This window comes from Priestia sp. AB (assembly GCF_028369225.1).
Taxonomy (GTDB): Bacteria; Bacillota; Bacilli; order Bacillales; family Bacillaceae_H; genus Priestia; species Priestia megaterium.
The window spans coordinates 1-24997 of the sequence record NZ_JAQMYN010000009.1; the positions used below are offsets into that span (position 1 = coordinate 1).

Consider the following 24997-nt stretch of genomic DNA (forward strand, 5'->3'; position numbering starts at 1 on the left):
TTTATCTTATCAGTTTATCTCTTTTTTGTCAACAACTTTTTTTAAGAAGTTTTTTCAAGTTTTTGATAAATTTAGTATCGCTCATTGGCGACGTATATAAATTTACCACGGATATTTTAAAGCGTCAATAGATTTTTTAAAATAAATCGTGTTTTTTTAGAAAAACCTTTTATCCAAGCTATAAAGTCATATGTCAGGGTATCTACACGTCATAACCGCACCGTATCAGATACCCTTTATCCTCTCTATCATTTCGCCACATAGTGTCTATGGTACAAACTCTTTCCTTTGGTTTCTACTTTTTTTACCATAATGATATCTTTTTCAATTAAAAACTCAAGAAGTATTCCTAAATCAATAGCATAAGGGCGTATTTCGGGATGATGAACCAGTTCATTAAACGTCCATTCCTGCTTTTCACTTTTCATAATATGAACAAGATGCTTGGCACCTAATTCAGTTTTTTTATTTACTAGAAATTCACTCGCTAAGAAAAGCAGCTCTAAACGCTTGCTAACCTCTTCTTGGCTAATAATTAGCTCTTCATAAAGACGATGAATTTCAGGTTCTATTTTTTTCACTTGGTTCCATACTGTCACTTCTGGGTGAAATCCATTTTCCAACACAGACAGTCGTGCTAAATGATGAAGAGCATGAATGACATGATTGAATGCATCTAAATAATGATTAGACGCATAAAAGTCTTTTCCTTCTTTAAATCGGCGAATCAACTTAGCAAACTCGACACCTATTCTCTTTGTCCGATCTTCTCTAGGAAAATCAATTAAGCGTTTCTTTAAGTTTTCCATATATTCGTTCCGATCAAATAGCACTTTACCATTTAAGATCCAATCAATAATACGGCGGTTCGTCCCATTCATAATCCATTCACTCATTTGCTGTTCAGAAGCCATATAAAGTGCCGCACGCTCATTTTCATATTCGTATTGTTTAATAAAAAGAGAAGTTTCTGTAGTTTTGGTCACAATAAATAAGATAGCATCCAAATTATCCGTCACTGGAGATTCTGATTTCTTTTTTTCAATCAGTAAAATACCTAGTGTCTCTTTATTGCTAGCTCTTTCTTGATATATTGGCCGTAAAACATCTTCCATTTTGAGCTCTCCTAACTGTAATAAACAAATATTTTTCAAAATTTTAAAGGCTATGGACTAAGATTTCTTTTTTTATTATATACGATGTATAACGGATATCCCACTCAGAATTATGGAAATCATTCAGAAAGCTCAAAAACCAACGATAATTTTCCGAAGATTCAATTTTTATTACCATTCATTATCTCACTCTATGATATATTGGTAACAGGGGGGATACTGATGGGGATAAAGTATTCAAATAAAATTAACAAGATTCGCACGTTTGCACTCAGTCTGATCTTTGTTGGTTTCATTGTTATGTATGGGGGAATTTTCTTTCGATCTTCAGTCTGGCTAATGACTATTTTTATGCTTTTGGGTTTGCTGTGCATCGTAGCTAGTACCGGCGTTTATTTCTGGATTGGCATGCTTTCTACAAAAGCGGTTCAAGTAACCTGCCCTACATGTCAAAAGCAAACCAAAATGCTAGGGCGCGTAGATATGTGTATGTATTGCAATGAGCCGCTTACGCTTGACCAGTCTCTTGAAGGAAAACAATTCGACGAAAAGTATAATAGAAAAAAACAAAAAGAAAGCTGATAGTATCACTACTATCAGCTTATTAATGCGCTTTTTTAGCCGTACAATCAGGACACGTTCCGTAAATTTCCATTCGGTGGTGACTAATATCAAAGTCAGTAATATGAGCAGCCAGCTTTTCTACTTCGTCTAAACCAGGATAATGAAAATCCACAATTTTTCCGCAGCTTTCGCAAATCACATGGTAATGCTCTGTTGTAACATAATCAAACCGGCTTGATGCATCACCGTATGTTAGTTCCTTTACAATACCTACTTCGCGAAATACTCTTAAATTATTGTAAACGGTCGCTACACTCATATTTGGAAACTTACCTTCCAGCGCTTTATAAATATCATCTGCTGTTGGATGTGTCATTGAATTGATTAAATACTCTAAAATAGCATGACGTTGTGGTGTGATACGAACGCCAGTACCTTTTAACGTTTCAAGGGCTTCTTGTAAATGATTTGACACGTCATGCACCCCTCTTCTGTAAGTATTATTACTTTATAATTCTTATAATTAGTCTACATGTTTTACCCACGTTTTGTCAACTTGATGCCTATTCCTATTTTATGTAATAAGTAGAAACTTTTCATATATTTTATGCAAAAAAAGAAGTGTGGAAATCAATCCACACTTTTAAATATATTAACATCTGAGGAGGTATGCCCTACACTGATATTGTATGTTCAAAGACTAAAACTGCTCTAGTTATCTGCCTGTTTTTATGTCATTTTTTCTTTAATAAATGATAAAGCTTCTTCCACATGTCCTTTCACTCGAACCTTGCGATATTCTTTTACGAGCATTCCTTCTTTATTAATGATAAAAGTGGAGCGTTCAATGCCCATATATTCTTTTCCAAAGTTTTTTTTCAGTGTCCATACTCCATACTCTTCAGCTACGCTGTGATCTTCGTCAGCTAAAAGTAAGAATGGAAGGCCGTGCTTATCAATAAACTTATGGTGTTTGTCGATTGGATCCGGACTCACTCCTAGAATCACCGCATCTAGCTCTTCAAAATTTTCATGCTGATCTCTGAAATCACAGGCTTCTGTTGTACAGCCTGGCGTCATATCTTTCGGATAAAAATACAGCACAACGTTTTTGCCTTTCATCGACGCTAGTGATACTTGCTCTCCATTTGTAGACATCAATACAAAATCGGGTGCTTTTTCTCCAACTACAGCTGTCATATTTATCTTCTCCTTTACGCTTTTCATTTTCTTTGAATAGCGTACCCAATATTAGATAAGATGACAAGTTTAAGTGCGGGTAACAGTTCGCATCACAAAGATTGCAGGCATAATATAGCCGATAAACGCTTCAAAAGTTGCAAATAATTTCCCAATTCCAACCGGATACATATCTCCGTATCCTACTGAAAATAACGTTGCTGCGCTGAAATACATGCTGTTAAACAGGGTATAAAAATAATGACCTTCATGTTCAAACCCTCCGCTTAATACTGGAATACTCCCCATCTCACACACTGTATAAATAAGGCTAAATCCCAATAAAACTGTAATATATGAATAAAACAAGACAAAGAAATGACCAATTGAGAAAAAATGAAATTCTCCAAGTTCTTTTTCAAAGAGAAACTTCATACTACCAATTACAAAAACGATGATAACGAGGATTAGAAAAATAACCATCATTCTACTCCTTTAATTTATACTCTATTACCACTATACGCGCGTTCTTGTCCATTCATTACTACTCCGAAGCCACGAAAAAGAGCAGACATTTAATTGCCTGCTCCTCTGTATTTTTTGACTCCTGTATTCCATAAGAAGATAGAGATCGTAAAAAAGATGATTCCCATAACTGGGGTTAAAAATGCATACCCGTACCATTCAGCCCTTCCTAGAAAATAAGCAGCTGGATATACGCCTACAAATGCAAAAGGAAGAATCCACGTTAAAACATAGCGGATGACATTATTGTAAATATCTACCGGGTACCTTCCGTAGTTTCCAATATTATAAATAGTAGGCATAATAGAGGTTCTTGCATCCGACCAGAAGCCTATACTTGCTAAGGCGATGAAAATTCCTGCGTATACAAGCGCTCCTCCTAAAATAAATAATAGAAAAATAAAAACATCATACCACTGGAAATGAAGATGTAAAGAAGACGCAGCGTAAGCCATTACGGCAATCCCAGTGACACCACCAAACAATGATTCTAGCTCCATTCGCTCCAAAATAACTTGAAACAAACTATAAATCGGCCGCGTTAAAATTCGGTCCATTTCTCCTTTAACAATGTAGCGCTCATTGAAATCCCAAATGTTAAAGAAAGACGAAAAAATAGCAAAAGGAACTAAAAAGAAACCATAAATAAAGATAATTTCCTCTCGTGACCATCCGTGCAGCGACTGAGTATGACCAAATACAACTAAAATAAAAATTAAGTTAACCGTTTGAAATAATAAGTCCGATATGATTTCAACTACCATGTCGGTACGATACTGAAGCCGTGTTTTCATATATTGACCGATGTACTGAAAGAAAATCGAAAAATAAAACATTTTCATAGACTACCCTCCTTGAATAACCATTTTTTTCTTCGCTATGTTCCACAAACATGCAATAGGGATGAATAGAAGTCCTGACCAAACTGCTTGTGTGATAAGAGCATTTATTACTTCCTGCCCTTTAAATCCATTTGTGAAAATCATGCTCGGAATATAACTAATGGCTTGAAAAGGGAAATAACTCATAATATGTTGCGCCCAGAAAGGATAGAAGCTGATGGGCAGAAGAAGTCCTGAAAACAAATCAATAACAACGCGCTTCGCTCGAATGAGTCCATCATTGTTAAAGAGAAAGAAAGTCGTAATACCCGTTAATAAATTAATTTGTGTATTGATAATGAAACTAAAAATTAAAGACAGTCCAAAATAAAGCCATGTTGCTGCATTTGCTGAGAACTGTACTGGAAATAAAAACGCGACAATAATCATGCCGGGCACTGAGAAAAACAGCAGCCGAAAAATCCCTTCTCCCAGTCCTTGCATCGTTTTCATACCAAGGTAGCTATAAGGCTTAATTAACTCTACAGCCACTTTGCCATCTTTAATTTCCGTTGCCATTTCACGGTCAATGTTATTAAAGTAAAAGGCTCTTGCCATCCATGAAACAGCTACATACGTTGTCATTTGAGTAATGGATAAACCTTGAATATTCTCTTTTCCTCCATAAATAGCGGACCATAAAAAATAGTAAGCACCAATATTAATTGCATAAATCAATATTCCGCTGTAATAATTCGTCCGATACGCTAGCATCATTAAAAAACGAATGCGTATCATCTCTATATATTTATCCATTCACAACACCTTCTTCATAAATGTTGCGAATAATTTCTTCCGTCGAAATTTCTTCAATGTTAATATCGCTGATTTCATGCTTTGCCACCACTTTAGCAATCAGCTGCGACATTAAGTCGCCTTTATTTTGAAGCTGTGCTGTCCACAAATATTTTTGATCACCTTCAATCCAGTTAACAGGCATTCCTTGCGTCAATAGCTTCAACTGCTCTTTATTTGGCGCAGTTCCGAATTCAAACGTAACCTGCTTAAGGTCGCCCCAGTTCGAACGCAACTTTTGTAGCGATCCGTCATAAATAATACTGCCTTCATCCAGCATTACAACGCGTTCACATAAAGCTTCAATATCTGCTAAATCATGTGTTGTAAGCAAAATTGTCGTGTTGTATTTTTCATTAATTTCTTTTAAAAATTGACGGATTTTTAATTTAACTAGTACATCTAAACCAATCGTCGGTTCATCTAAAAATAGAAGCGGCGGATTATGAATAAGAGCAGCAGCCAGCTCACAGCGCATTCTTTGACCTAAAGAAAGCTTTCGCACTGGCTTATCTAGCAGCGGCCCGATATCTAACGTTTGAATAACGTGCTCCATGTGAGCGTTATAATCTTCATCTGACACTTTGTATACTTTTTTTAACAGGCGAAAAGATTCTTGTACGGCAATATCCCACCACAGCTGAGAGCGTTGACCAAAAACAACACCAATCGTTTGGGCAAACTTTTCTCTTTCCTTATGGGGATTCATTCCATTTACGGTAATGTCGCCTGAAGTAGGAGTTAAGATTCCTGTCAGCATTTTGATTGTGGTCGATTTCCCCGCTCCGTTTTCTCCTATATACCCTACCATTTCCCCTTGTTTTACGGTAAACGATATATCGTTCACAGCTTTCATGACTCTATAATTACGGGTAAATAGATCCCGGAATGCCCCTTTAAGGCCAGAGCGGCTAGAATAGGCTTTAAATTCTTTCCGAAGTTGATTCACCTCAATAGCATTTTTCATTGTATTCCCTCCGTTACGTCGACGTATTAGTGGTTTCTTTTATTGTTTCCGGCGCCCTTGCTAGCAACTCCTCCAAGAGACCAGGAACTATTTTCTAGCAGTTAGCTCACAAATTTCTATCATACACGTTCTCGAATGTTTTTCAAGAAACAAATAAGTTTGATAGAATAAAGAAGTTGAACTTTTCATTAGGAGGCATACTATGCAATTTACAAAATCAGAACAATTACACGCTGAAGCGCTCGAGCATATTGTAGGCGGCGTTAACAGCCCTTCACGTTCATATAAAGCCGTAGGAGGCGGAGCGCCTGTTGCAATGGAGAAGGCAAGCGGAGCTTATTTCTGGGACGTTGATGGAAATAAATATATTGACTATTTAGCAGCTTACGGTCCTATTATTACGGGACACGCTCATCCTCATATCACGAAAGCTATTACAAAAGCAGCTGAAACCGGTGTTCTTTACGGTACGCCAACTGCTCATGAAGTCACATTTGCTAAAATGCTCAAAGAAGCGATGCCCGCATTAGATAAAGTGCGCTTCGTCAACTCTGGAACAGAAGCCGTTATGACAACGATCCGTGTAGCACGCGCTTATACTGGACGCGATAAAATTATTAAATTTGCAGGTTGCTACCACGGCCATTCTGACCTTGTATTAGTAGCAGCTGGATCTGGTCCTTCTACACTCGGCACTCCTGACTCTGCTGGTGTACCAAAAAGTATCGCTAACGAAGTCATCACAGTTCCTTTTAACGACATCGAGCCTTACAAGGAAGCAGTAGAAAAATGGGGCGATCAGATTGCAGCTGTTTTAGTAGAACCAATCGTTGGAAACTTCGGAATTGTTGAGCCGGAACCTGGCTTTTTAGAACAAGTTAATGAATTAACTCACGAAGCTGGAGCACTTGTTATTTACGATGAAGTTATTACAGCGTTTCGCTTTATGTACGGTGGAGCTCAAGATTTACTTGGTGTAAAACCTGATCTCACTGCATTTGGAAAAATCATCGGCGGCGGCCTTCCAATCGGAGCCTACGGCGGTAAAAAAGAAATCATGGAAAAAGTGGCGCCGCTTGGACCCGCTTATCAAGCAGGTACAATGGCAGGAAACCCAGCTTCTATTCTTTCTGGGATTGCTTGCCTAGAAGTACTAAAGCAAGAAGGTGTTTATGAACAGTTGGATAAGCTAGGGGCAATGCTCGAAGAAGGTATTTTAAAACATGCTCGTACATATAACATGCCTATTACTATCAATCGATTAAAAGGCGCTCTTACTGTCTATTTTACAACCGAAACGGTCAAAAACTATGAACAAGCAGAAAATACAGACGGCGAATTATTCGCACGCTTCTTTAAACTAATGCTCCACCAAGGTGTCAACTTAGCTCCTTCGAAATATGAAGCATGGTTCCTTACTACAGCTCATACAGAACAAGATATTACCGACACATTAGAAGCAGTCGAAAAAGCATTTAAACAATTAAGTGAAGAACGTTAATTGTTATTCTAAAGAGGCCGAAATAAAAGGATTTTAGACGAAGTGAAAAACGAACCATTGATCAAGATGTTTGATTAGTGGTTCGTTTTTTTTTGTTATGGTAAACGTAGGTTTCGTGTATGGAGGTCTTTCTAGCAGTTGATTGAAGAGCAAGTCGAAGACTACTGCGGAAATCAACTGCTGTGTCACAAGCGGTTCAGTTCATGTATCCCATTTGTTCGTCTTTAGATTGGATTTATTTCGTTATGTCTCGACCTCTTTTTCGTTTTACCTTCGGGTTTCCTTATAGAACATTCCCACCTTTCATAACCATTTCTTACGCGTCATCTCCTTTTTTTCAGCCTGTCGAAAAATCCCGAGAAATACCCTTATTTTTCTGCTTGTTTTCTCTTGATATCCATTCTTAAACCTTGTATAGTATGTTATTGTTTATATTATTTCCAACAGGTTATGTAATAAAGAAGGATTGATTTTTGCAATTTATCATTTGTTTTGGGGAACATTCTTCATAACGAAAAAACTTTTTTACAGAAAGGAACTACGAACGCACATGAAACTTGGTGCCCGCATCTTAAAAACGGGAATTGCCATTACACTTTCATTGTTATTAGGTGAATTTCTAAGTTTACCATCTCCAATATTTGCGGCAATTGCGGCAGTTTTTGCAATTCAACCGTCTATTTACAGATCTTATTTAACAATATTGGAGCAAATACAGGCGAATGTGATTGGAGCTGCTTCTGCAGTTTGTTTTGGACTTATTTTTGGTACCCATCCCATCATTATTGGTTTTACCGCTGTTGTTGTCATTGCAGTCAACTTAAAATTACGTATTAATAATACAATTGGGCTTGCGCTTGTGACAGTAATTGCAATCATGGAAAATCCAGGAGATAATTTCGTTGAATATGCACTTATACGCTTTGGTACAGTGTTACTTGGGGTATTCTCAGCATTTATTGTCAATCTTATTTTTATTCCGCCAAAGTATGAAACAAGATTGTATTATAAAATTGTAAGCACAACGGAAGAAATTATTAAATGGATTCGCATGAATCTTTATCACGCATCTGAGCACACATTGTTAAAAGAAGACATTGAAAAAATGAAAGACAATGTGGCTAAAATGAATCAAATCTTTGATTTTTACAAAGAAGAACGCACTTATTCAACCAAAAAACGTTTTGTTAAGTCACGCAAGCTCGTTTTATTTCGTCAAATGATTACCGTAACAACACGAGCTCTTACAACCTTGAAACTACTTCACCGAGTGGAAAATGATCTTCAAGTCATGCCGCAGCAATTTCAAGATTTAATCAAATCTGAAGTTGAGTGCCTGTTAATGTATCATGAGCAAGTATTATTAAAATTCATTGGGAAATTACGCGTACAGCCAACCACTACTGTACCAAACGAAGCCTGCGTTGGAAAACGAGCTTTAATCGATAAATTTATGCAGTACAAAATATACGATAATGATGAAGAGAATAAGGTTATTTATCATATCTTCCCTTTAATTTCTGTCATCATTGAGTATAGTGAAGAGTTAGAGCATCTTGATAAGCTGATTGATACGTTCCAAAACTATCACAAGGATGCTAACTCATTTGATATTAATCATCAGCGACAAGAAGATTAAAAACACCACCTATTGTTAGACAATAGGTGGTGTTTTTAAATTGTATCAAGCTGCTGAACGTTAAAGAGCTGATAGTAATGACCTTTTTTCTTAATTAACTCCTCATGAGAACCTCGTTCGACTACTCTTCCATTTTCTAAAAGTACAATTTCATCAACATGAGTAATTGTAGATAAACGATGGGCTACAATGAAAGTCGTACGGTCTTTTGCTAGTTCAGCTAATGCTTCTTGAATATAGTGCTCACTTTCCAAATCTAGAGCTGAAGTGGCTTCATCAAAAATAAGAATAGCTGGATTTTTTAAAAATACGCGCGAAATGGAAATACGCTGCTTCTGTCCTCCTGATAGCTTCATTCCCCGCTCTCCCACTTTTGTATCATATCCTTCGGGCAAATTCATAATAAAATCGTGGGCATTTGCGGCTTTTGCCGCAGCAATTACTTCTTTATCTGTCGCTCCTGGCTTTCCAAGCAGTATATTGTTTTTAACCGTGTCACTAAACAACACCGTATCCTGCAGGACGATTCCAATCTTATCTCGCAGGCTGCGTACTTTATAGGTTTTGATATCAATGTCATCAATGAGAATTTTACCCTCTGTCACATCATAAAAGCGCGGAATTAAGCTGATAAGCGTGGATTTCCCTCCTCCGCTCATTCCAACAAACGCAACGGATTTTCCTTTTTCTACATCTAAATTAATATCATGAATCACAGGTTTTTCTTCTTCTTCATAAGCAAATGAAACGTGCTCAAACTGCACCTTTCCATGAAGCTCAGTACATTCTTTTGCATCTTTCTTGTCTGTAATATCGTATTCTTCATCAATGAACTCAAACACCCGGTCCATAGATGCAACAGACTGCGTGAGCGTAGTCGATGAATTGACCAAGCGGCGGAGCGGATTATACAAGCGGTCAATATAGGCCACAAATGCTACCATCGTTCCTACGCTAAGACTTTCTGTGATGACTTGATATCCAGCAAATGTAATCACGATTAAAGGTGCCAAATCGGTAATGGTATTCACTACTGCAAATGTTTTTGCATTCCAATTCGTATGATTGATTGCTTTTTGTAGAAAATTTGAATTTTGCTTATCAAATTGCTTCTGCTCATGAGGCTCAATAGCAAAGCTGCGAATAACAGAGATCCCTTGAACCCTTTCATGTAAATGCCCCTGCACTTCCGCTAAAGCCTGCGAACGGACTCTTGTTAAATGGCGAAGACGACTGTAAAAATATTTTACAGAGAACGCATAAACCGGCAGCAAAATAATCGATACCAGTGTTAAAGGTACATTCATCGTAAACATAATCACAATGGCTATTACAATCGTCATCATATCAAGCCATACGTTCATTAAACCTGTGATAACAAAGTTTTTTGTTTGCTCTACATCATTAATGACTCGTGAAATCACTTCACCCGCTCGCGTATTTGCATAATAACGCAAGCTAAGCTTTTGAATATGGCTAAACAGCTGATCCCGTATATCATATAGTACTTTGCTGGATACCCACTGAGCATAATACTGCCTGTAATATTCAATGGGAGGTCTTAACACTAAAAATACAACAAACGAAATCCCCATAATCGTCACCATTTTATGAACTTTTTCAGAGGAGGACATGCCATGTCCATTTACGATATCGTCCAACACATATTTCAAAAGCAGCGGAATTAATAAAGGAATAGCAAATTTAATAATACCAATTAATACAGTACCGACAATTTGCCATTTGTATGGCTGTACAAACTTCATGTAGCGTCTTATACTTCCCATAAAATCTCCCCTTTCTATCTATGAGGGCAAGCTTTCTTAGTATATGTACACGCGTCGATTTTTTAGTGCTTTTATCTCTTCTAAAAGATGGTGAGCATAACGCCAAAAAGAACATTATATCAAACAGTCAGCTTTAGACGGCCTAACATAATGTTCTCTAGATCATTCATCAAGAATGCCGATATGTTAAAAAGCGCTCATACCAAATGTCAATGAAATCTGGAGCAAACGGGCCTTTTCGCTGTCGAATCCAACCTTTTAACTCCTCAACGTGATTATGTAAAATACGGTCAATCACTTCTGGATAATTCATTTCTTTTCGATGCTTCTCATATTCATCTTCATCAAGAAGGGTGTATGTCATATCTGGATAGACTTTGATATCTAAATCATAATCAATATATTTGAGCGCTTCATTGTCATCATAAATGAACGGCGAACTGATATTGCAGTAATAATAAATTCCATCTTCACGGATCATCCCAATGACATTAAACCACTGCTGAGCATGAAAATAACAAATTGCAGGCTCTCTTGTGACCCATGTTCGTCCATCTGATTCTGTAACGACCGTGCGATCATTTCCTCCAATCACTAAGTTATTGGTTGCTTTTAATACGGTTGTCCGATCCCACACGCGATGAATATGTCCATTATGCTTGTAGCTGTGTATTTGAATTGTTTCTCCTTCCACCGGAATTCCCATCTCCAATACCTACTTTCATTTTAGCACTTAAAAAAATTCATATAACGTCTCCATTTGTCTTATGTTTATTATAACGGTTTCTCTCTCATTTTAACACAAATGTGCTAACCTTCTTGAGTTCAAAAAAGTCACTCCCCCTACTTTTCCTTTGCTTGGCAGCCTTAAAAAAGAGAGGAAGTGACCCATCAATGTTCATTAAGCAAGTGTAGAGCAAGCCCCTTCACTTTTATATGTACGAATAATGTCTTCGGTTTGTGCTTCAAACGTCAATTGAATCTCTTTTAATTTTAGCTTCATTTCACTAATTTCATCTTGCACAGAATGCAGTTTTGCTTCTTCATGAAGTTTTATTAGTTCACCTTCAATTTCCTGACAGCGCTCAATCTCAGACTGCAAAAACAGAAGTTGATCCATGGTCTCCAATTGTTGAGTCACTAGCTGATCAAATTTTTTCATACGATAGCTCCTCCCTATTTGCTTTAACCATACACGCGGCACTTCTGTTAACATTCTGTTTAGGTGATCCAGATTCCTTTGACGAGCTGTGTAAAGTTTCAAGAAGTTTTGTCATACTTTGTTGCTTTTTATATAAGAAAAAGCGAACTTAACATCGCCGTATGAAAGACGTTAAGTTCGCTTTTGATATTAACCTTGGTATTTACCAGAGTTTTGGTTTTTCTTTGCTTCAGCTTGTGCGTTTTGTTGTCTCACTTCTTGAGCACTTGTTTCGCTAGCAAATTCAGTACCGAAGTTGTTTTTAGATGCTTGAGCATTTTGGCTTTTGTTTGCCGCTGCTTGAGCATTTTGTTGTTTCACTTCTTGTACATTTGTTTCGCTACCAAATTCAGTACCGAAATTGTTTTTAGATGCTTGAGCATTTTGTTGTTTCACGTGTTGTGTGCTTGTACCAGATGCTGTTTTGTTTGTTTGTTTTGCCATTGTAATCACCTCCACGAAAATTAATATGCCCGGGAGGTAAATAGGGTATGCAAACTTTTTTCAGTATTTTAAGGTGCAAGCAAAAAACACATTTACCTTACATTAAAAGTGAACGCCCTCCGTCAATAATAAGCGTTTGACCGCAAATCATATTTGCTTGATCGGACACTAAGAACATAACTGCATCTACCATGTCTTTTGGCTCCACCATACGACCAGCTGGAGTATGCTTGCGCGCATCATCTAGAAGCTCATCGCGATTTGGGAAATGTTTTAATGCTTCTGTATCCACAGCCCCTCCAGATACAGCATTTACCACAATATTCTTTGGAGCCAGCTCCACTGCTAAATAGCGGGTCAACGCTTCTACAGCAGCTTTTGACACGCCTACTGTTGTATAATTTTCTAAATAGCGAATAGACCCAAGCGAACTGATGGTAACAATCTTTCCTCCCCCTACTTTTTCCATACGTTTAGCCGCTTCTTGTGCACAGAATAAATATCCTTTACTATTGATGTCCATTGTCCAATTCCAGTGAGTTTCTTCTAATTCCATAATAGGACGTAAAACCCCTGAAGCCGCATTACTTACAAATACGTCTAAGCGACCGAATGCTTCATCAATTTGCTCAAACATTTCTTTAATTTTTTCTACTTTTCCTACGTTTGCTTTAACAACTAATGCTTCTCTGCCTAATGCTTTGATTTCTTCCGCTACTTCCTGAGCTGCACTTTTGCTTCGTGCATAGTTTAATACAATATCGTATCCTTCTTTAGCCAGACGTAAGGCAATCTCTTTACCAATACCTCTGCTGCTTCCCGTTACTAGTGCTACCTTTTGTGACATGATGTCATCTCCCTTATGTATCATATTATCTTTACATTGTACTGATTTTATCGCATAAGAAACAAGTAATATAGGGAAAATAGATAAAACTTGATAAAATGAACGAGGTGAATAGAATGTATGTAGGTAGAGACATGACGGCTCTTTCAATGATTTCTAAAAGCGAGTGGAAAGACAGCGAGCTTGCGTTTTTCCATCACTCTTTACAGCAAATGACGCCGTATTTAAATGCTGAAGGACAAAGTATTCATCAGCAAATTATTAAAGAAATTGAAGCACGGGGCGGGTTACAGCGCCACGAAGCAGATTATACACACGGCACGCATGTTTCATATGATTAAATAAAAGAAGCGCGGAGTTTATCCACGCTTCTTTTATTTAACAAGTAAATATTCTTTTAAGATTTTTTGATGGGAAACAGGAAATGCATATTGTTCTAAATCTTTTTCAGAAACTACTTTCAAGTTTTTTAATGCACTGATATCACTTACCAGCTCTGCTTCATATACTGTGACGTTCCAGACGATATGAGAAAACACGTGCTGAATTGTGGTAAACGGCGCATTAATTTTAATATCAGCTCCGTACTCATTTTGAATAAATGCCTGAAGCTGCTGATGATCTGGCGCTATACTAAGATCTACTTCTATATTTGGAAATTCCCATAGGTTAGCTAAAAGTCCTTTGCTTGGACGTTTATGAATCAGATAATTTCCATCCTCTTCTCTAATCACCGCTGCAGCAAGCTGAAGAGCACGCGGCGCTTTTTTCTTTGATTTAACAGGAAGCTCATTCTGCACTCCTTCTTCAAACGCGCGGCAGTGTTCGCGAACTGGACATAACAAACAGGAAGGAGAAGTTGGTGTACAGACAATGGCACCCAGTTCCATCATGCCTTGATTGAAATAGGAAGGATTATCTTTTGAAATAATTTCATGCACGATATCTTCAAACAGCTTTCTTGTTTTCGGTTTTGCAATATCATCCCAAACGGATAAAATGCGCGATAGCACACGCATGACATTTCCATCTACAGCAGGTTGCGGCACTCCGTATGCAATACTTAAAATAGCTCCTGTTGTATAAGGGCCTACTCCTTTTAGTTTAGAGATTTCTGCTGGCGTATTCGGAACTTCTCCCCCGTATTGTTCGTGAACTTCTCGAACGGCGGTTTGTAAATTACGGGCACGGGAATAATAGCCTAATCCTTCCCACGCTTTTAACACATCATCTTCATTTGCATAAGCTAAATCTTTAATAGTGGGAAATTTGCTAATAAAATTATTAAAATACGGAATGACCGTATCTACTCTCGTTTGTTGAAGCATAATTTCAGATACCCACACTTTATAAGGGTCCTGATCTTGACGCCAAGGTAGAATGCGTTGTTCCTGCTCAAACCAAGAGATTAAGTCATCTTGAAATGCTCGAATATCGAAATTTTGTACAATATCTTTACTTTGTTTCACGTCATAGCCTCCGAGGTATTAACTATACATATACAATGTGTTGCTTTTTGAATCTTAGTAACTTTATGATAACCTTATAACAACTACAAATATGAATAGTAAAATGAATTGTTCAAATAATGAATAAAAACAGCTAATTTGCTGCGTTAGTAATAAAGCGAGATTTTTCGCCCTGAATCCAGCTTCCATGCTGAATTAGGATAATCTAAGATTGTCATTTTACAAAGGAGGAGTTCGCTCTGGATACTGGTACACACATTGCAATGGGAATCGCTTTAGGCGGCCTTGCAACATTAGACCCCACTGTATCTGCGAATACAGCCACAATGGATGCTGTAATGATTGGCGTAATGGCCGGGTCATTAGCACCTGATTTAGACACTGTTTTAAAGTTGCGAAACAATGCACAGTATATCCGCAATCACCGTGGAATTACACACTCTATCCCGGCTGTTATTTTATGGCCTTTGCTTATCGTGCTCATTCTTTCGCTTCTGCTGCCAGGAGCTAACTTGCTGCATCTATGGATGTGGACCTTTGCAGGCGTCATTATTCATGTTTTTGTTGATATCTTTAATGCTTATGGCACGCAAGCTTTACGGCCTTTCACAAATAAATGGATTGCGCTTGGCGTAATCAACACGTTTGATTATGTGATTTTCTCAGCTCACGTACTCGCGATTTTAATCTGGTTTATTGGAGCAGAGCCAGGACCAACATTTATTACGCTGTATGTGTTATTGGCATTTTACTATGGATTGCGCTTTTATATGCGCCACCAAATTGCCAAGAAGCTTCGAAAACAGTTTCCTGATGTTATCAAGCTCAATATCTCTCCTACAATGCGTTTCACTCACTGGCACTTAGCTGTGACGACCGAAAAGTATTTTCATGTAGGAAGAGCAATCGGAGAAGAAATTTTTATTTATGATACGTTTGATAAAATTCCAATTCCCGAATCAGCCGTAATTGAAGTAGCAAAAAAAGATGAAAATTTATCTGCTTTTCTTTCATTTTCACCTATTTATAGATGGGAACTGGATGAATATAACGACCACATTGAAGTGCGCTTTATTGATTTACGCTACCGCAGCAAAGACTACTATCCATTTGTAGCCGTAGTCCAGCTTGATTACGATTTAAATATCATTTGTTCGTACACAGGTTGGATTTTCAGTGAGAAAAAATTGCGTAAAAAGCTTGATTATCTCCCGCACTAATCATAACAAGAACAAATATGAAACCCAAAAACGAACCGTCTGCTCAAGACGGTTCGTTTTTATTTAATGTTTTAAATAGTCATCGTTATTTAATAAATGCTGATATTTAGGGTTTTTAACCGCGATTTCATGAAGTTTGTCTCCGTAGCTGTTGATATACATCGTAACAACCTTTTCCGTCGCTTCTTTCCCTTTATAATCATATCCTGCTTTTGCGTAAGATGATTCAAAATCTTCCCAGAAAAGCTCGACCCACGTGCGTGCTTGAGCATATGAGAGCGAACTGTTTTTATTTAAGAGCTGATTCGTTAATCTTTCAAATATATCGTTCATAAGAACACCTCGATTACCAAAATTCTTTATGAGTATGTTTGCACTTTTAACTTACACTATAAATGCGGAGTTATTCACTCCCTCATGTACTATATCATAACCGCAACGCTTTCTGTTGTAAAAGGAGAGGTATCGATGCGCAATAAAGCAAAAGATTTTACAAACCAACATCATACTAAGCTTGAAGGCGAACCTCGAGCAAAAGCTGAGTACGCTTCAAAACGTGCAAATGGAACAATTAACACGCACCCTCAAGAACGTATGCATGCTTCTAATGAGCGCGAAGAATAACCGCTTGTTTTGTTTATTTGTTTAAAAATAAAGTAAATATAGAAATCAAACAAGCAGCACACTTCGTGCTGCTTGTTCGTCCCTTTATTTTTTCAACATGGAAATAGGCAATGCCTCTTCGTTTTGCGGCGAGCCAAGTCTAAACCCCCACGCAAAAACTCCGTTCATATAATCAATTTTAAAATACGAACCCGGATCTCCTTGAATTTCATATACTTCCCCTGCTTTAAACGTTTCGGGATCCAATAAATACGACCTAGCCATTGTTACTTTTCTTTCTAATACTGCATACTCATTGACCATGCCAAGCTGCTCAGCTTTTCGTGCTTTTTCTTGAAGAGACCCAATTTCTTGTTGAAGTTCATACGTCGTCATATCACTGTAACGTTTTTCAGACATGCTGTTTTCCCCCTTGTTTGCTTTCATTTTATTATAACAAAAGGTATAACTAAAGGGAGACTATGAAAAGGGAGTTTTGGGAATGAAAACAGTACTAATCACGGGCGGTGCGACGGGTCTTGGAAAAGAACTCGCTAAACTTTACGCAAAAGACTACAACGTCATTCTAGCTGGACGCAATCAACATAAATTAAAAGAGGCGCAGCATGAGCTAGGAGACAACGTATATACGATGTCTGTAGATATTACAAAGTATGAAGAAGTAGGAAAATCTGTAGAAAAACTGCTGATGCAGCATTCAGTAGATATCCTTATCAACAATGCAGGCATTGGACATTTTGGTCCTTTGACGGATTATACAAAACAAGCCATCGATGAAGTCATTGATACAAATGTAAAAGGAACTATTTTTTTAACACAAGCGCTTATTCCTCATCTCTTAACGAGACCTGAACCTAAAGTGATGAATATCATTTCAACTGCAGGACTTCGCGGGAAAGCTAATGAAAGCGTCTATGTAGCAAGTAAGTTTGGCGTAAGGGGATTTACAGAAAGTTTAAAAGTGGAGTATCAAGATACCAACCTTCATGTGATTGCAGCTTACATGGGAGGCATGAATACTCCTTTTTGGGATCACAACAACCACATTAAAGATAAAAGCCGATTACGCTCGGCTTCCGAAATCGCTGAGATTATTTATAAACAGCAGAATGACTCAGAAGATATTTTGTTTTAAAAAGATTGAAACATAACTGCATCAATTTAATCTAAAGATAAACACATTGTATAAATGTTCTTATAGTAATTGCTTATGACACGGCGGTTGATTTCCGTGCAGGACTTCGCTTTCCGCAGGAGTCTTCGTCTTGCCCTCCAATCAACCGCTAGAAGCAGCTAAATACATGAAGTTTACGTTTACCATCACAATAAAAAATCCGAACGAGTTGGATTCTCCATCAAGAATCTCGATTCATCGTTCGGATTTCTCTTCAACTAACATACTTTTGTCCCGCCTTTATTCCTCTTCAATGGAATCTAGAAATGATTGAATTTGGTCAATAGAGAATCCTTTTCTATAAAGAGCCTGCTTCATTTTTTGCTGATATTCCCAGCCTTCATACTTTGAAAAACGACGATGAGCTTTCATTCCTTGGTATTGCAGAGCTTCCCATGCCTCATCGCTTTCTTTTTCTGTATTCGTGCGCTGAAATGCTTCTTGAATAATAGAAAATGAATAGCCCTTCACTGCCAATGCTTGTTCCATTTTTTGTTTCATCATTACTTGAGATAATTTTTTATATTTCCCTTTTAACTTTTCAATTAATTTCACAGCAGTTTGAATTTGCTGTTCTTCGGGGTATTCACATAAACTAAGGGTAATAATGGAATCAGAAATTCCCTTTTCTTTTAATTCTCTTTGAATCACATTTGGTCCTTTTGATGTCGTGTTCATTTGAGTTAACACGAATGCTTTTGCAAACTCTTCATCATTTAAATAACGGTGGCTGACTAATTTCTGAATAACTTGTTGAATAATAGTAGAGTTAATTTCTTTTTTCTTTAAATAATCATGTACCTCTTTTTCAGAGCGCATTCGATAAGATAAGTAAGTGATCGCTAAATTATAAGCTTTTTTCTCATCATCTGCGTACTGAATTTCCGTTAATTCAAATTCATCAAGCTCACGACCTTTTTTCAAGTTATATTTGATGAGGACATTTTCGTCAACACCAAAGCCAAACTCTTCACCTTTACCATAATCTAAATACACATTATAACGTTCACCGCTATTCTTTTGCGTTGTGATCTTTGTGACAACAGGCATACACCTTCACCTCATATTTCTTATTAAATTAATGGCTGAAGAACCGCCAAACGTATCATACACATTTTTATTTATCTCAACAAAGGAGGAAGTTCGTATGAAAATTGTTATTGCTGGAGGAACTGGATTCGTAGGTAAAGCTTTAACAAAACATTTTTTAACACAAAAACATTATGTATATATTTTAACACGCAATGCAGATAAAGCTGCAAGAGATCCGAAACTTAAATATGTAGAGTGGATGCAAGAAAACAGCCAACCTGAAGAGCATGTAGAAGGAGCAGACGTTTTTATCAATTTAGCTGGCGTTTCACTTAACAGCGGCCGCTGGACGGACGAGCGCAAAAAAGCCATTGTGGAAAGTCGCCTTTCTTCTACTCAAGAAATCCTTCGTATTATGGCTGCCTTACCCGAAAAACCGTCCCTTTATGTAAATGCAAGCGCAGTTGGTTATTACGGGACATCAACTACAGAAACGTTCACAGAAGCTTCCCCATCCATCGGCACCGATTTTTTAGCTGAAACGGTAAAAAAATGGGAAAATGAAGCGCTAAAAGCGACGGAACTCAATATTCGTACTGTTTTAACAAGGTTCGGCGTTATATTAGGCAAAGATGGCGGGGCACTCCCTTCTACTGCCCTTCCTTATAAATTATTTGCGGGGGGAACAGTTGGTTCGGGAGAGCAGTGGATGTCTTGGGTGCATCTTCAAGACGTCGTCAAAATTATTGATTATTGTATTCATACCGAACAAATAGAAGGACCTGTTAACGTAACTGCCCCAAACCCCGTTCAAATGAAAGAGTTTGGAAAGACGATTGGCAAAGTGTTAAATCGCCCTCACTGGATGCCCGTACCTAGCTTTGGCTTTCAGATGCTGATGGGAGAAATGAGTATGATTATTTTGAAAGGACAGCGTGTTTTACCTGAAAAATTGATTCAACAGAATTACATTTTTACATATACTGTATTAGAAGATGCATTGCGAGATTTACTCTAGTTATTTTCTGATATTTACCTAAAACAGATGACTAAGCTGCCGATAGATAGGAGCATCCTTTATGAAAACCATTCTCTTGAAAAATGCAACGCTCTATCCTATTACGTCAAAACCTATTTATAATAATGATGTGCTCATTCAAGATGGAAAAATTGTTTTGATTGGGTCAAACTTGCAGCCTCCTCTTCAAGTAGAAGTCATTGACTGCAAACAGCGCTATTTATTCCCTGGATTTATTGATGTTCATACACATCTAGGACTATATGATGAAGGAACCGGCTGGGCCGGAAATGATGCTAACGAAACAATCGAGCCTATGACTCCCCATATCCGAGCTTTTGACAGCGTACATCCTTTAGATCCTGGGTTTAAAGATGCCATTGAAGCGGGTATTACGTCTGTACACATTATGCCTGGAAGTGCAAATGTGATCGGAGGTACAACGTCCGTTATTAAAACAGCCGGAACAAGTATTTCTCAAATGTTGATTCAAGAGACAGCTGGACTTAAGATTGCGCTAGGAGAAAATCCAAAACGAATCCACAGCCATGGCAACAAGGAATCCATTACACGAATGGGTATTATGGGGATGCTGAGAGAAGCCTTTTATCATGCAAAAAGCAGTGACAATAAAGATGATTTGCGAATCAAACCACTCATTCAAGCACTGAATAGAGAGATTCCCGTTCGAATTCATGCTCACCGAGCCGATGATATTCTATCAGCTCTGCGCTTGGCAGATGAATTTAATTTAGACGTTCGTATTGAACACTGTACAGAAGGTCACTTAATTGCTAAAGAGCTAGGCGGAAGAAACTTAAAAGTAAGCGTAGGACCAACTTTAACACGCCGCTCAAAGGTTGAACTGAAGAATAAAACATGGAAAACCTATCAAGCTCTCTGCAATGAAGGAGTAGAAGTTTCTATTACAACAGACCATCCTTATACGCCCATTCAGTACCTAAATATTTGTGCATCCATTGCCGTACGTGAAGGGCTCGAAGAACAAAAAGCATTAGAAGGCATCACGATTGCTGCTGCTCGAAATCTTCGTATTGATCAGCGAATCGGCAGTATCGAAGCAGGAAAAGACGCTGATTTAGTGCTATGGAGCCATCATCCCTTTCACTACTTAGCAAAGCCCCTTTTCACCATGATAGATGGTAAAATATTATTTAAAAAAAATTAACATTTTACCTATTTTCTTTTTTTATTTTTTTTAGTATGATACGTTTAGAAGCATGTGAATTTCACAAAAGCATAAACATCACACGTTGACTTTTTATGTTTGTTGACTTGTAATGGGAAGGCAAATGGTGCGCCACCAGGTAACTGGTTCTAGTGGGTTCGATTCCCACCCCGAAATTTTTTTAATTATTAAAAAATTTCGAGGGTGGGGACTTGATTGGAGTCTGTATATACCCTCGATCAGGAGGGAAAAGTTATGTTAAAAAAACGTGACCTAAATGACTGTCAATCTCTATACGAACTCATGGTACATCCTGATGTCTTCCCTTTTGTTCGTCATAAAGCCCATTCCTATGAAGAATTTTTATTTGTGACTAAACAAACGATGGAAGCAGAAGATCATGGAGAAATTATTTCTCGCACGATTTTAGACGAATGGGGTAACCCTATCGGCACCATTAATTTATTTGATGTACAGGACCAAGCTGGTTTTTTAGGCACTTGGCTTGGCAAACCGTTTCATGGAAAAGGATATAATCAAATTGCAAAAGAAGCGTTCTTTAATGAACTGTTCTTTGAGTTAAATATAGAGCGAATTTTTATGCGAATTCGTAAAATCAATATCAGGTCTATTAAGGCTGCAGAAAAACTGCCTTATGCAGTACTTGCAAATGAAACACACAAAGCTTTATACGATGAAATTAATCAACATGAAGACGTATATGATTTATACGAAATTCCAAAAGACTTGTATACATTATACTACTTGCGTCACGAACAAGACGTTCAAGAAGATCACCAGCTTAAAGAAGCGTAAGAGTCTCTCCGTGTAACGGAGAGCTTTTTTTATGATTAAAAACGAGAGATTCTGGAAAAAATAAGTAGCATGATCGAAAAACGTTAATTGGAGGTTTTTTTATGTCTGAAAAAAAACGAAAAGAAAACGCAAAAAATACGTTAAGTAGCGCTCAAGAAATCTATTACGGCCGCGAGTTTAAAAAAGCAGACCGTGCAGGCGGCTACACGAAAAAATAAGTGAGGCAAAACATCTCTATCCAACGCTTGATCATCTTAACGTCCTTTCTGTACAGTTTGTATCGGAAGGACGTTTTTATATTATGTAGACATAATAATACGAAGATTTTATAGATGTTATTGAAGTTTTTTTACTACTCTACTATATCCACAAAGTTTACCCACAATTATGTGGATAATGTGCATAACTTTATTGGATATGCATATTACCGCTTTCATAACTTGATATAACAGTGGGTAATTTTTATGTAAATTTTCTGAAAAAATGTGAATTGTGTGGATAAAATTGTGAATATCCTATATAATTCAGCAGTTAACTTCTTGTTAACCTGTGGATATCTTCTTTAGTACTTTCATTTATTTTAATACCATCAAGGCTTTCGATATATTATAAGTATAATAATAAAAAGTAGGGGAAACTTCCCCTACCTTTTTATTATTGGAAACAATATATCCACACTTGTTCCTTTATCTAACTGACTAGAAAACGTCATCTGCGCGTGGTGAGCTTTAATAATCCGATAGCTGACCATCAGTCCTAAACCTGTACCTTTTTCTTTTGTACTATAAAAAGGCTCACCTATCTTCGTTAACCGTTCAGGAGGAATACCCTGTCCTTCATCAGCAAGCTGCAGCCAAAGGTGGTTTTCTTTTACTTTAATCGTAATATGAATAGCGCCTCCTTCAGGCATTGCTTCGATAGAATTTTTAATAATATTAATAAATACTTGTTTTAACTGATTTTTATCTCCATACACCTTTGGTAACTGGTCGTCCCTTTCAAATATGAAAGCTACTTCATTTTCTACTGCTTCAGGTTCAAGAAGTGAGCACACTTCTTGAACAAGCGCTTGCATATTCAAAGATTCAACCTTCATTACCTGAGGTTTTCCTAACATCAAAAATTCTTCTACGATTCCATTCATTCGTTCTAATTCAGTTTCCATGATATCTATATACAAAGCATCTTTAGGATGTTGTTCTTTTAATAAGTGAACAAAACCTTTTAAAGAAGTTAAAGGATTTTTGATTTCATGAGCCACTCCAGCTGCAAGTTCTCCTACCACGGCAAGCTTCTCAGAAGTTCTAAGCTTCTCTTCTGCCTTTTTACGCTCCGTAATATCTGTCGATACACACAGCATTTGAATCACTTCCTGTTTTTCATTCATAATAGGAAGTTTTGCTGTTTCGACCCAGCGCCGGTTTCCTTTCGAATCTTTAAACTGTTCTTCTAATACCATCCCTTTTTGGGTACAGTTTGAAAACGCCCCTTTATATAAAAGATCTGATTGAAGGTTGAACTGATATTTATCAATTGATCGTCCAATTAAGTCATCAGATTTTTCACCTAAGAGCATCGCAAAAGATTCATTAACGAGAATGAATTCCCTTTTTTGATTGATAGCATAAATATAGCTTGGATTAATGTCAATAACTTGTCTTAAAAACGTTTTTTGTTCCTGCAGCTGATTTTCTTTTTGCTGTAAATTCGCTTTAGAATGGCGGATATAGCTAATCATTTCATTAAACTGTTTAGATAAAATACCGATTTCGCCCCGCTCAATTTCTCGTTCCGGAATTTTTTGATTAAAATTCCCGCGCGCTACTTGTCCCGCCAATTCATATAGTTTATGAATTGGATTCACAATTTGCCTTGCATATAACGCAGTAAAAAAAGAAAGCAGTAAAATCGTAACACCTGAAACGATCCAAAGCGTTTTTTCAAACATTTCATAAGGCCTGTAAATGTCTTCAACGGGTAATTCAGCGACAATTCCCCAATCTAAAACAGGAATATATTCGAAAGACGCAAAGAAATACTTACCTTCGGTGTTCACCACGCGCTGATATCCTGATTTATGATTCATCGTTTTCTGAACGATTTCGTTTTTCTTAGCATTTTCACCGATTCTCTGTTTCTCTGGGTGGGAAATAATTCTACCATTGCGGTCTACAATAAATGTATAGCCGTTCTCTCCTATATCGAACGTTTGAAAGATGGATTGAAAACTTTTATTTTCTTCAATTCGCAGCGCTAAATTTACGACCTTTTTTACATTTTGCTGCCCATCCAAAATAGGAATCGCCATCACTACAATGTAGTGCTTTGTATCTGCTGAAACGACATCGCTTAAATATATTTTTTTGGTTCGCAGCGCTTCTTGAAAATATTTTCTTTTACTTAAGTTCACATGTTTCATATTCTTTAAATCGTTCGGGTAATAATGCTCAACATACCCATTTACATTAAAAATGGTTCCGCTATCGATATACGGTGAAATATTAACTATTTTCTGCAATTCTTTGTCTATTTCTTGTTCATCATCCGATAAAAAAATAGGATCTTGCTGTACCTCGTCTCCTAGGCTCCAAATATCTTTAATGACGACGTTAATTTGCTCTTTCATTCTCTTGACGGTTTTATCAGTTACCTGCCGATATTGATCTTGAGAAATATTAGGCAGCATCACTCTTGAAACAATAAACATTAGCGTCAGTACGGTACAAATAAGAAGCACATTAATCGTGAAGATTTTCCAAAACGTATGAGATTTAAACCATTTCATGTTTGTTCACCTTAATCTAATGAAGTCTACCTCCATTGTACTGCAAAATGAAAGCTTTTCCATATAAATGACGGAATTCCATCTTTAGACACAGAAGAAAAGCAATTTGTTCTACATTCCTATCAGAAAACTACGAGCTTTCTCACTGTGTTTTCTGTTAGAACAAATTTTTAGTTTTCTTCTATAAACTTTGCTTCCTGCATTTTATTCATGCAGTAGAAATCA

At 37.3% G+C, this 24997-nt stretch carries 28 protein-coding genes; 11 read left to right on the forward strand and 17 right to left on the reverse strand.

All coding sequences use genetic code 11. The annotated features are described in order from the left end of the window. Positions 1-248: 248 nt before the first annotated feature. The gene (locus POF52_RS22715) at positions 249-1115 is read right to left on the reverse strand and encodes a nucleotidyltransferase-like protein (protein ID WP_271995123.1); all 867 of its coding nucleotides are present in this window, start codon (positions 1113-1115) and stop codon (positions 249-251) included. Between the two features lie 222 nt (positions 1116-1337). Between POF52_RS22715 and POF52_RS22720 the strand changes: the two genes are divergently transcribed. Further along, a complete protein-coding gene (locus tag POF52_RS22720; RefSeq protein ID WP_013055173.1) occupies positions 1338-1697 on the forward strand; it encodes a YgzB family protein in 360 nt (119 codons plus the stop codon). A gap of 22 nt (positions 1698-1719) precedes the next feature. Here the strand turns inward: POF52_RS22720 and perR are convergent, their stop codons facing one another. From perR to POF52_RS22750, 6 genes are all read right to left on the reverse strand, one after another. Then, positions 1720-2154 (reverse strand): peroxide-responsive transcriptional repressor PerR, encoded by a 435-nt coding sequence (gene perR / locus POF52_RS22725; RefSeq protein WP_013055172.1) that lies wholly within the window; start codon positions 2152-2154, stop codon positions 1720-1722. Between the two features lie 254 nt (positions 2155-2408). Beyond that, positions 2409-2879 (reverse strand): thioredoxin-dependent thiol peroxidase, encoded by a 471-nt coding sequence (bcp, locus tag POF52_RS22730; protein WP_271995137.1) that lies wholly within the window; start codon positions 2877-2879, stop codon positions 2409-2411. A gap of 69 nt (positions 2880-2948) precedes the next feature. Further along, positions 2949-3341 (reverse strand): ion channel, encoded by a 393-nt coding sequence (locus tag POF52_RS22735; RefSeq protein ID WP_013081554.1) that lies wholly within the window; start codon positions 3339-3341, stop codon positions 2949-2951. 92 nt (positions 3342-3433) lie between these two features. Further along, on the reverse strand, positions 3434-4219 hold the full coding sequence (locus POF52_RS22740; protein ID WP_271995308.1) for an ABC transporter permease: 786 nt from the start codon (positions 4217-4219) through the stop codon (positions 3434-3436). A 9-nt stretch (positions 4220-4228) separates the two neighbouring features. After that, entirely contained in the window at positions 4229-5020 is a 792-nt protein-coding gene (locus POF52_RS22745; protein ID WP_013081552.1) for an ABC transporter permease, read from the reverse strand. Continuing rightward, entirely contained in the window at positions 5013-6026 is a 1014-nt protein-coding gene (locus tag POF52_RS22750) for an ABC transporter ATP-binding protein (protein ID WP_013055167.1), read from the reverse strand. The genes POF52_RS22745 and POF52_RS22750 overlap by 8 nt, the downstream gene beginning before the upstream one ends. A 202-nt stretch (positions 6027-6228) precedes the next feature. On the opposite strand from POF52_RS22750, the gene POF52_RS22755 reads away from it, so the two are divergent. Both POF52_RS22755 and POF52_RS22760 read left to right on the forward strand, forming a co-directional pair. Continuing rightward, entirely contained in the window at positions 6229-7527 is a 1299-nt protein-coding gene (locus tag POF52_RS22755) for a glutamate-1-semialdehyde 2,1-aminomutase (protein WP_271995141.1), read from the forward strand. Between the two features lie 550 nt (positions 7528-8077). After that, entirely contained in the window at positions 8078-9166 is a 1089-nt protein-coding gene (locus tag POF52_RS22760) for an FUSC family protein (RefSeq protein WP_013081550.1), read from the forward strand. A gap of 35 nt (positions 9167-9201) precedes the next feature. Here POF52_RS22760 and POF52_RS22765 read toward each other — a convergent pair whose 3' ends face one another. The 5 genes from POF52_RS22765 to fabL form a co-directional block, all read right to left on the reverse strand. Beyond that, the gene (locus POF52_RS22765; RefSeq protein WP_271995143.1) at positions 9202-10953 is read right to left on the reverse strand and encodes an ABC transporter ATP-binding protein; all 1752 of its coding nucleotides are present in this window, start codon (positions 10951-10953) and stop codon (positions 9202-9204) included. Between the two features lie 169 nt (positions 10954-11122). Further along, complete coding sequence (gene ntdP, locus POF52_RS22770; protein WP_013055163.1) at positions 11123-11659, reverse strand: nucleoside tri-diphosphate phosphatase; 537 nt, start codon at positions 11657-11659, stop codon at positions 11123-11125. Between the two features lie 195 nt (positions 11660-11854). Next, positions 11855-12115, reverse strand: coding sequence for a YgaB family protein (locus POF52_RS22775; protein ID WP_013081548.1), 261 nt, complete (start codon positions 12113-12115; stop codon positions 11855-11857). 189 nt (positions 12116-12304) lie between these two features. After that, a complete protein-coding gene (locus tag POF52_RS22780) occupies positions 12305-12598 on the reverse strand; it encodes a gamma-type small acid-soluble spore protein (RefSeq protein ID WP_013081547.1) in 294 nt (97 codons plus the stop codon). 97 nt (positions 12599-12695) lie between these two features. Beyond that, a complete protein-coding gene (gene fabL, locus POF52_RS22785) occupies positions 12696-13445 on the reverse strand; it encodes an enoyl-[acyl-carrier-protein] reductase FabL (protein WP_016762867.1) in 750 nt (249 codons plus the stop codon). Between the two features lie 116 nt (positions 13446-13561). On the opposite strand from fabL, the gene POF52_RS22790 reads away from it, so the two are divergent. Continuing rightward, a complete protein-coding gene (locus tag POF52_RS22790; RefSeq protein ID WP_014461827.1) occupies positions 13562-13786 on the forward strand; it encodes a hypothetical protein in 225 nt (74 codons plus the stop codon). Between the two features lie 33 nt (positions 13787-13819). Here the strand turns inward: POF52_RS22790 and mutY are convergent, their stop codons facing one another. Next, positions 13820-14914 (reverse strand): A/G-specific adenine glycosylase, encoded by a 1095-nt coding sequence (gene mutY, locus POF52_RS22795; RefSeq protein WP_013081544.1) that lies wholly within the window; start codon positions 14912-14914, stop codon positions 13820-13822. Between the two features lie 239 nt (positions 14915-15153). On the opposite strand from mutY, the gene POF52_RS22800 reads away from it, so the two are divergent. Next, positions 15154-16134, forward strand: coding sequence for a metal-dependent hydrolase (locus POF52_RS22800; RefSeq protein WP_271995309.1), 981 nt, complete (start codon positions 15154-15156; stop codon positions 16132-16134). A gap of 63 nt (positions 16135-16197) precedes the next feature. Here the strand turns inward: POF52_RS22800 and POF52_RS22805 are convergent, their stop codons facing one another. Further along, entirely contained in the window at positions 16198-16467 is a 270-nt protein-coding gene (locus POF52_RS22805; RefSeq protein WP_013055156.1) for a YfhJ family protein, read from the reverse strand. 135 nt (positions 16468-16602) lie between these two features. Between POF52_RS22805 and POF52_RS22810 the strand changes: the two genes are divergently transcribed. Further along, on the forward strand, positions 16603-16758 hold the full coding sequence (locus POF52_RS22810; RefSeq protein ID WP_016762865.1) for a small, acid-soluble spore protein K: 156 nt from the start codon (positions 16603-16605) through the stop codon (positions 16756-16758). 84 nt (positions 16759-16842) lie between these two features. Here POF52_RS22810 and POF52_RS22815 read toward each other — a convergent pair whose 3' ends face one another. Then, a complete protein-coding gene (locus POF52_RS22815; protein ID WP_013055154.1) occupies positions 16843-17157 on the reverse strand; it encodes a YfhH family protein in 315 nt (104 codons plus the stop codon). An 82-nt stretch (positions 17158-17239) separates the two neighbouring features. Between POF52_RS22815 and POF52_RS22820 the strand changes: the two genes are divergently transcribed. Next, positions 17240-17893, forward strand: coding sequence for an SDR family NAD(P)-dependent oxidoreductase (locus POF52_RS22820; RefSeq protein ID WP_271995151.1), 654 nt, complete (start codon positions 17240-17242; stop codon positions 17891-17893). A gap of 279 nt (positions 17894-18172) precedes the next feature. Here POF52_RS22820 and recX read toward each other — a convergent pair whose 3' ends face one another. Further along, on the reverse strand, positions 18173-18982 hold the full coding sequence (recX, locus tag POF52_RS22825; RefSeq protein WP_271995152.1) for a recombination regulator RecX: 810 nt from the start codon (positions 18980-18982) through the stop codon (positions 18173-18175). 97 nt (positions 18983-19079) lie between these two features. Between recX and POF52_RS22830 the strand changes: the two genes are divergently transcribed. The 4 genes from POF52_RS22830 to POF52_RS22845 all read left to right on the forward strand — a co-directional run bounded on the left by POF52_RS22830 (position 19080) and on the right by POF52_RS22845 (position 22205). Then, entirely contained in the window at positions 19080-19982 is a 903-nt protein-coding gene (locus POF52_RS22830; protein ID WP_271995153.1) for a TIGR01777 family oxidoreductase, read from the forward strand. Between the two features lie 61 nt (positions 19983-20043). After that, positions 20044-21171, forward strand: coding sequence for an amidohydrolase (locus tag POF52_RS22835; protein ID WP_271995155.1), 1128 nt, complete (start codon positions 20044-20046; stop codon positions 21169-21171). 255 nt (positions 21172-21426) lie between these two features. Beyond that, a complete protein-coding gene (locus POF52_RS22840) occupies positions 21427-21987 on the forward strand; it encodes a GNAT family N-acetyltransferase (protein ID WP_013055149.1) in 561 nt (186 codons plus the stop codon). A gap of 101 nt (positions 21988-22088) precedes the next feature. Next, positions 22089-22205, forward strand: coding sequence for a YfhE family protein (locus POF52_RS22845; RefSeq protein WP_013055148.1), 117 nt, complete (start codon positions 22089-22091; stop codon positions 22203-22205). Positions 22206-22630: 425 nt separating this feature from the next. Here POF52_RS22845 and POF52_RS22850 read toward each other — a convergent pair whose 3' ends face one another. Then, positions 22631-24772 carry a PAS domain-containing sensor histidine kinase gene (locus POF52_RS22850; protein ID WP_271995158.1) on the reverse strand — a complete coding sequence of 714 codons (2142 nt, stop codon included), beginning with the start codon at positions 24770-24772 and terminating at the stop codon, positions 22631-22633. Positions 24773-24997: the final 225 nt, after the last annotated feature.

What these genes read in the sequence shown, in the direction of transcription:
- POF52_RS22715 (WP_271995123.1), bottom strand. Translation starts at nt 1,115, where the DNA reads ATGGAAGATGTTTTACGGCCAATATATCAAGAAAGAGCTAGCAATAAA.
- POF52_RS22720 (WP_013055173.1), top strand. Translation starts at nt 1,338, where the DNA reads ATGGGGATAAAGTATTCAAATAAAATTAACAAGATTCGCACGTTTGCA.
- bcp (WP_271995137.1), bottom strand. Translation starts at nt 2,879, where the DNA reads ATGACAGCTGTAGTTGGAGAAAAAGCACCCGATTTTGTATTGATGTCT.
- POF52_RS22735 (WP_013081554.1), bottom strand. Translation starts at nt 3,341, where the DNA reads ATGGTTATTTTTCTAATCCTCGTTATCATCGTTTTTGTAATTGGTAGT.
- POF52_RS22740 (WP_271995308.1), bottom strand. Translation starts at nt 4,219, where the DNA reads ATGTTTTATTTTTCGATTTTCTTTCAGTACATCGGTCAATATATGAAA.
- POF52_RS22745 (WP_013081552.1), bottom strand. Translation starts at nt 5,020, where the DNA reads ATGGATAAATATATAGAGATGATACGCATTCGTTTTTTAATGATGCTA.
- POF52_RS22750 (WP_013055167.1), bottom strand. Translation starts at nt 6,026, where the DNA reads ATGAAAAATGCTATTGAGGTGAATCAACTTCGGAAAGAATTTAAAGCC.
- POF52_RS22755 (WP_271995141.1), top strand. Translation starts at nt 6,229, where the DNA reads ATGCAATTTACAAAATCAGAACAATTACACGCTGAAGCGCTCGAGCAT.
- POF52_RS22760 (WP_013081550.1), top strand. Translation starts at nt 8,078, where the DNA reads ATGAAACTTGGTGCCCGCATCTTAAAAACGGGAATTGCCATTACACTT.
- POF52_RS22765 (WP_271995143.1), bottom strand. Translation starts at nt 10,953, where the DNA reads ATGGGAAGTATAAGACGCTACATGAAGTTTGTACAGCCATACAAATGG.
- ntdP (WP_013055163.1), bottom strand. Translation starts at nt 11,659, where the DNA reads ATGGGAATTCCGGTGGAAGGAGAAACAATTCAAATACACAGCTACAAG.
- POF52_RS22775 (WP_013081548.1), bottom strand. Translation starts at nt 12,115, where the DNA reads ATGAAAAAATTTGATCAGCTAGTGACTCAACAATTGGAGACCATGGAT.
- POF52_RS22780 (WP_013081547.1), bottom strand. Translation starts at nt 12,598, where the DNA reads ATGGCAAAACAAACAAACAAAACAGCATCTGGTACAAGCACACAACAC.
- fabL (WP_016762867.1), bottom strand. Translation starts at nt 13,445, where the DNA reads ATGTCACAAAAGGTAGCACTAGTAACGGGAAGCAGCAGAGGTATTGGT.
- POF52_RS22790 (WP_014461827.1), top strand. Translation starts at nt 13,562, where the DNA reads ATGTATGTAGGTAGAGACATGACGGCTCTTTCAATGATTTCTAAAAGC.
- POF52_RS22805 (WP_013055156.1), bottom strand. Translation starts at nt 16,467, where the DNA reads ATGAACGATATATTTGAAAGATTAACGAATCAGCTCTTAAATAAAAAC.
- POF52_RS22810 (WP_016762865.1), top strand. Translation starts at nt 16,603, where the DNA reads ATGCGCAATAAAGCAAAAGATTTTACAAACCAACATCATACTAAGCTT.
- POF52_RS22815 (WP_013055154.1), bottom strand. Translation starts at nt 17,157, where the DNA reads ATGTCTGAAAAACGTTACAGTGATATGACGACGTATGAACTTCAACAA.
- POF52_RS22820 (WP_271995151.1), top strand. Translation starts at nt 17,240, where the DNA reads ATGAAAACAGTACTAATCACGGGCGGTGCGACGGGTCTTGGAAAAGAA.
- recX (WP_271995152.1), bottom strand. Translation starts at nt 18,982, where the DNA reads ATGCCTGTTGTCACAAAGATCACAACGCAAAAGAATAGCGGTGAACGT.
- POF52_RS22830 (WP_271995153.1), top strand. Translation starts at nt 19,080, where the DNA reads ATGAAAATTGTTATTGCTGGAGGAACTGGATTCGTAGGTAAAGCTTTA.
- POF52_RS22835 (WP_271995155.1), top strand. Translation starts at nt 20,044, where the DNA reads ATGAAAACCATTCTCTTGAAAAATGCAACGCTCTATCCTATTACGTCA.
- POF52_RS22840 (WP_013055149.1), top strand. Translation starts at nt 21,427, where the DNA reads ATGTTAAAAAAACGTGACCTAAATGACTGTCAATCTCTATACGAACTC.
- POF52_RS22845 (WP_013055148.1), top strand. Translation starts at nt 22,089, where the DNA reads ATGTCTGAAAAAAAACGAAAAGAAAACGCAAAAAATACGTTAAGTAGC.
- POF52_RS22850 (WP_271995158.1), bottom strand. Translation starts at nt 24,772, where the DNA reads ATGAAATGGTTTAAATCTCATACGTTTTGGAAAATCTTCACGATTAAT.